Origin of the sequence: Campylobacter sp. 2018MI13 (genome assembly GCF_018501135.1) — a bacterium.
Classification (GTDB): domain Bacteria; phylum Campylobacterota; class Campylobacteria; order Campylobacterales; family Campylobacteraceae; genus Campylobacter_E.
On record NZ_JAHCZC010000370.1, the window covers coordinates 1 to 210 of the forward strand.

General features: G+C 20.0%; 1 protein-coding gene. It reads right to left on the bottom strand.

Annotated elements, in window-relative coordinates:
- On the bottom strand, nt 1-197 hold a 197-nt coding region (locus tag KJQ99_RS10445), incomplete at its 3' end, for a hypothetical protein (protein ID WP_214150793.1).
- Between the last annotated feature and the right edge of the window lie 13 nt (nt 198-210).

The window sequence follows — 210 nt, forward strand, 5'->3', positions numbered from 1 at the left end:
TCTTCTTTTTCCTTAGTATATGAGTTATATAACATTACTTGCATTTCATCTCCATCTATAAATTGAAATGAATTTTTATCAAAAAATCTTTTTTCAAAAAATACTAGATTATTGTTAAATTCATTAACTTCTTTTAATTCTAAACTATCTAAAGTTTTAAGAGATTTAACTTCATCAATGCTATTATAATTTTGCACTTCATATATTTTT